The 5,088-nt window shown below is 49.6% G+C and carries 6 protein-coding genes and 1 tRNA gene; all 7 read left to right on the forward strand.

From position 1 onward, the window contains the following. The first annotated feature begins 328 nt into the window (after positions 1 to 328). Positions 329 to 404: transfer RNA gene (locus HQL52_19880), tRNA-Thr, on the forward strand. 371 nt (positions 405 to 775) lie between these two features. After that, entirely contained in the window at positions 776 to 1,840 is a 1,065-nt protein-coding gene (locus tag HQL52_19885) for a site-specific integrase (GenBank protein MBF0371703.1), read from the forward strand. Continuing rightward, positions 1,837 to 2,406, forward strand: coding sequence for a hypothetical protein (locus HQL52_19890; protein MBF0371704.1), 570 nt, complete (start codon positions 1,837 to 1,839; stop codon positions 2,404 to 2,406). The genes HQL52_19885 and HQL52_19890 overlap by 4 nt, the downstream gene beginning before the upstream one ends. Positions 2,407 to 2,538: 132 nt before the next feature. Further along, positions 2,539 to 2,760 carry a hypothetical protein gene (locus HQL52_19895; protein MBF0371705.1) on the forward strand — a complete coding sequence of 74 codons (222 nt, stop codon included), beginning with the start codon at positions 2,539 to 2,541 and terminating at the stop codon, positions 2,758 to 2,760. A 311-nt stretch (positions 2,761 to 3,071) separates the two neighbouring features. Next, entirely contained in the window at positions 3,072 to 3,392 is a 321-nt protein-coding gene (locus tag HQL52_19900; protein MBF0371706.1) for a hypothetical protein, read from the forward strand. A 1-nt stretch (position 3,393) separates the two neighbouring features. Further along, positions 3,394 to 4,215, forward strand: coding sequence for a hypothetical protein (locus HQL52_19905; GenBank protein ID MBF0371707.1), 822 nt, complete (start codon positions 3,394 to 3,396; stop codon positions 4,213 to 4,215). A gap of 73 nt (positions 4,216 to 4,288) precedes the next feature. Continuing rightward, entirely contained in the window at positions 4,289 to 5,023 is a 735-nt protein-coding gene (locus HQL52_19910; protein ID MBF0371708.1) for a DUF4338 domain-containing protein, read from the forward strand. Positions 5,024 to 5,088: the final 65 nt, after the last annotated feature.

The following is a 5,088-nucleotide window of genomic DNA, read 5'->3' on the forward strand; positions in this document are numbered from 1 at the left end:
TCTTGACTCCGATTATGGATTTGATTGAAACGTCAATATTTTCAAGAGGATGCCTTGGAGCTTGACGTGTCCCTGCAGTTCAGCCGGTTCCCGACCAATATCCTGCCGTGATCATCTCTGTTCCAGTAGCCAAGTTCTGTTGAAGCAGTCAGGCCATATCAAGAAGTCTTGCATATCCCCATTAAACGTGGCACTATAGCGGGTTTCCCGGTGTATCAAATCAACACCCCCATCCACACTCCTCTGTCCGGAGAAAAGCCTGAACCCCAAGGGAGGTTCTGCAACCAGGCTGAAAGCACTCCCAAGGGGGCATAAGTTTCGTTAGTCAGCTGGCGTAGCTCAACTGGTAGAGCAACGGATTTGTAATCCGTAGGTTGGGGGTTCAAGTCCCCCCGCTAGCTCCAGTAAAATCAAGATGTTACAGGCAAAGACAGTCGCTACATCATCCGCAATGGTGCAGAATTGGTGCACTAGAGTACAACACACCGCGACAATTCCACCGCACCACCTCCGTACATTCTTCCCTTGGCCACAAAAGGGACAAAACCCACAAACACCATAATTCAGAAACAGATTTGGAGATTTTTATCCAACCAAATTTGGGCGGTTTTGTTCTGATAGAGCACCATTTTTGCACCATGATAACGCAAGCATTGTTTGATTTCATTGTTTCTGCTGAAGTTGTTCGTCAGTAAGCACCGGATTGTCTATCTTGTGTTGCCATTTGTGGCGACTTTCAGTATTCTGTTGCCAGGAATCTTGAAAGGGGGTAGGCATGGCACACATTCAAGCCCGCAAGGGCAAAAACGGAAAAGCCAATTACCGGGTTCAAGTGCGTCTGAAAGGCCACCCAACCCAGACGGCTACCTTTGCCAGAAAAACCGATGCCCAAAAATGGGCCAGTCAAATTGAAAGCGCCATCAGGGAGGGGCGGCATTTCCGGACATCAGAAGCAAAACGGCACACCCTGGGGGAGGCTGTGGATCGATACCTTCGGGATGTGATGCCTACCAAACCGAAACAGGCTGTGGACCAAACCCGCCAACTGAAGTGGTGGAAGTCTGAAATCGGTGATTACACACTGGCTGATTGCACGCCAGCCTTGATAGCCGAATGCCGCGACAAGCTTGGGAGGGGATTAACCAGAAAAAAGATTCCACGCTCCCCTGCCACCGTTACCCGGTATTTGTCCGCTTTGAGCCACCTTTTCACCATTGCCACCCAAGAGTGGGGATGGATAGAGACAAGCCCGATTTCGAGGGTGAGGAAACCCAAAGAGCCCCGTGGACGGGTGCGTTTTTTGTCATCTGATGAGCGCGAAAGGCTTTTGAAAGCTTGCCAAGAATCCCCAAACTCCTTTCTTTACGTCGTTGTCGTTCTTGCCCTTGGAACCGGCATGCGTAGAGGAGAAATCATGACCCTACGATGGCCTGATGTCGATTTGATGCAGGGGCGCATCACTCTTCACCAGACAAAAAACGACGAACGCCGGGTGATCCCTCTCACGGGTCACCCTCTGTCGGTATTGAGGGATTTTTCCAAAATCCAGCGATTGGATACCGACCTGCTATTTCCAGGGAAAAGGCTAGGGAAAACGATGGATTTGAGAGCCCCGTGGGAGGCTGCCCTTAAAAAAGCTGAAATTGATGATTTCGTTTTCCATGATCTGAGGCATTCCGCTGCATCAGAGCTCGCGATGGGAGGCGCATCCTTGGCAGAGATTGCCGAAGTCCTGGGACATAAAACACTGCAAATGGTTAAAAGGTATAGCCATCTTTCAGAGGCTCATACGGCTGGCGTGGTAAGCAAAATGAATGACCGCATCTTTGGGAGGGGATGATGAAAGAACTGCCAGATTATGAATATTGGTTGAAATTTCCTTTGTGGAATATTGAAGATGCCGTAAGGCTGACCCATGGTGTCGAGCCAGATCCTTTTCGAGGAAAAAAAACGCACAAAACTGGCCGAAAAAGACACGTCCTATTTCCTGAAACCCTAAAAATAATTAGATCATATGTTGATGCTGGAATGTTTGAAATCGATAACAAAAACAATGTCTGTCCCGCCAAATTTCTAAAATTGATAAGAAACCTGAAAATGCGACTTCCTGAACGATTTGAAATATCATTAAAAAAAACATCACCAATAGAATATAGAAATCAACAGACAGAAGAGCCTGAAAAGACTCTACGGAATAACCAAAAAGACAAAATACGATGCCAAACAATCGCCGGAATATTATGGGAAGATAACCCTGGATTGTCGATAGCATCCTTGATAGAGCATTCGCATATCCGCAAGCATGGGAATGGAAACCTATACAAAGACAAAACTCTGCGTGTTTGGCTGAGTGAGATTGACCCACGCTCAGAAGAAAAAAAGAGAGGCCGCCCACCTTCAAAATAAATACCCGTCCACCCCTAGAAAGGTACTTTCTACGCTCCACGGGAATATATTTCCACGAACGGCTTGCTTATCTTCATGACAGTCACCGACGCAATCGTCGGGTATCGCCACTTACTGTCATAAGGATTAAACATGCCAATTGAATCTGATCTCCCCAAGAATGCCCCTCTGATCCCCCTCACTAAATGGCCGGAGCATCATCCATGGCCAACCATCGGTGGTCTTCGCCATCTTGTCTTTAATGCAGAAAAAAATGGTTTTGACGAAGTCATCTGTCGTGTTGGTGGAAGGGTCTTGATTGATGAAGGCCGTTTCTTTCAATGGGCTAAAGGAAATGGAGGTGATGTGAAATGACTTTCTTTAGCTGTCAATCCCCCGATTCAGCCGCTTTCACCCATGGACAATTGACTCCAGCACATCCGACAAGGGTAACCCCTACCCCTGGTGGAATAACGCAACAGAAAGCTGGAAAAGGGCCTTCTCACGACCCCATCAAGATCGCAAAGAACCTGAAAAATAGTAAGAGAGCCGCCATCAACGCCATGTGCTGCCGCTGCGTTTGCGGTCCAGATAAGCCGGGCTGGCGGGGAACCATCAGGGGATGCACCGATAAAGGGTGCCCTCTTTGGGGCCAACGACCCTACAAAACTGGGGAGGGTTGATCGATGAAAAAAGAGAAAAACCCCGACGGCAACCGGGGCTTTAATGGAGCATCTGACTGTGAAACTGAACGAAACCATTATGCCTTGGATCACAAAAAAAATCAACCAACCGGAACCGATGAGTCTGGAATGAAGTTCTATCCGAATCTGAAAATGTTATCCAGCCCATCCCATATGGATGCCACTCGACATTCACCAGAAAGCCAAAAAATTGATGAATGTTACGAGGCGCGAAAGCAGGAATGGATTGCATATAATCGATGCAGCACCCCAGAAAAATACGAACAAGGCATTCAAGTCTTGGTTGTAGATATGGGGGTGTGATATGGGTCGTATTCGAAGCGTCCACCCTGAGCAATGGACTGATGACCAGTTCGTGACCTGTACCCCTCAAGCACGGCTGCTTGCAATCGCCATCCGGAATGACGCCGATGACAACGGCATTTTTGAGTGGAACCCAGTTAAGCTGAAAATGCGGCTAATGCCAGCTGATGACGTTGATGTCGGCACATTGCTTGAAGAACTTCTCCGGACCAAACAAGTGATGCGGTACGAAGTTGAAGGCAGAGCATTGGGCATGATCAGAAATTTTCAGCGATTCCAAAGCCCGCGAAAGCCGACTGCAAAATACCCTCTTCCTTCCGAATCACTTCCGAACGGGTACTCCATCCGCACCACCTTCATCAGAACCAGTGCGAAACCGGTACAGAACCGGTGCAGCACTAGTACGGAAGTAGTTTTGCACGGAGAAGGAAAGGGAGAAGGAAAGGGAGAAGGAGAAGGAATAAAATCCTTGGTCCATTCTGTCGAATGTTCCGGGAGCAATGTTGGTGAGAAATCTTCCGGGCAGGCTCAAAAGAATGATTACCCTCCCAATTTCGAGCAAGTATGGCAGGCCTACCCTAAACGGTCTGGATCCAATCCCAAGCGTGGGGCCTTCAAGGCATGGACTGCTCGGATTAAAGAAAGGCACACGCCAGAGGTGATCCATGCCGGTGTTCTCCGGTATACAGAGTTTTTAAAGGCTGAAAAAAATATCGGTTCAAAGTATGTGAAGCAAGCAGTCACCTTCTTCGGGCCGGAAGATCCCCCGTTTTTTCTCCAAGATTGGACATCAGAGATAAAGGCAGGGCTACGTCAAACCTGATGCCAATATCCTGATTTAACAAGCAAAAACACCGTCACTGGCGTTTTGTCTGATCATCCTGTATACCTGGGGCATGGATATTCGCCCAAACTTGATCACTCCATCCCCACCAAATATCCTGCAAACTATCCGGGTACGCCCTGTTGAGCATCACGAGCAATCCCGGTGGCATGATCTCTTGGCACAGCATCACTATCTGGGTGCCCCGGCCCTGGTCGGGAAGTCTCTCCTTCACGTAGCTACCCTGGATGACCAATGGGTCGCTCTGCTGGGATGGTCTTCCCCGGCTCTCAAATGTGCGGCACGGGATCGTTGGATCGGGTGGTTGCCCGTTCTCCAGTGGCAACGCCTCCATTTCATCGCCAATAATACCCGATTCCTGATCCTTCCTGATTTTCACCTGCCCAATTTGGCATCACGGGTCCTGGGGCTGTCTCTCCAGCGACTCAGCGACGACTGGCAACGCATCCATGGCCAGCCAGTTTTGCTGGTGGAAACCTTTGTCGATCCAGCTCGTTTTACTGGAACCTCCTACAAGGCCGCCGGTTGGCGGGAAGTCGGTCGGACGAAGGGTTTTTCCAAGAATGCCGCGCGCTACCAGCATCACGGTCAACCCAAAATCGTCTTCGTCAAACCACTTCAGCACCAGGCCACAAGATGGCTATCCGCACTCGTCCCAAACCCCGAATGGAGATGCCCCGTGACGACCTTAACCCTCAATGCCCCTCATGTGGAATCCTTGTGGGACATGCTCGCTCAGGTTCCGGAGTTCAGACAGCCGGAGGGTTTGCGTCATCCACAACGGTAGCCGACTCCCTGGTCTTGCGGATTTCCCCCACCATCGAACCGATCCCCGAACGCCTGTGGCCCACT

This window comes from Magnetococcales bacterium (assembly GCA_015232395.1).
Taxonomy (GTDB): Bacteria; Pseudomonadota; Magnetococcia; order Magnetococcales; family JADFZT01; genus JADFZT01.

Coding starts and splice junctions, on each gene's coding strand:
- HQL52_19910 (MBF0371708.1), top strand. CDS start 4,289: ATGGATATTCGCCCAAACTTGATCACTCCATCCCCACCAAATATCCTG.
- HQL52_19895 (MBF0371705.1), top strand. CDS start 2,539: ATGCCAATTGAATCTGATCTCCCCAAGAATGCCCCTCTGATCCCCCTC.
- HQL52_19890 (MBF0371704.1), top strand. CDS start 1,837: ATGATGAAAGAACTGCCAGATTATGAATATTGGTTGAAATTTCCTTTG.
- HQL52_19905 (MBF0371707.1), top strand. CDS start 3,394: ATGGGTCGTATTCGAAGCGTCCACCCTGAGCAATGGACTGATGACCAG.
- HQL52_19900 (MBF0371706.1), top strand. CDS start 3,072: ATGAAAAAAGAGAAAAACCCCGACGGCAACCGGGGCTTTAATGGAGCA.
- HQL52_19885 (MBF0371703.1), top strand. CDS start 776: ATGGCACACATTCAAGCCCGCAAGGGCAAAAACGGAAAAGCCAATTAC.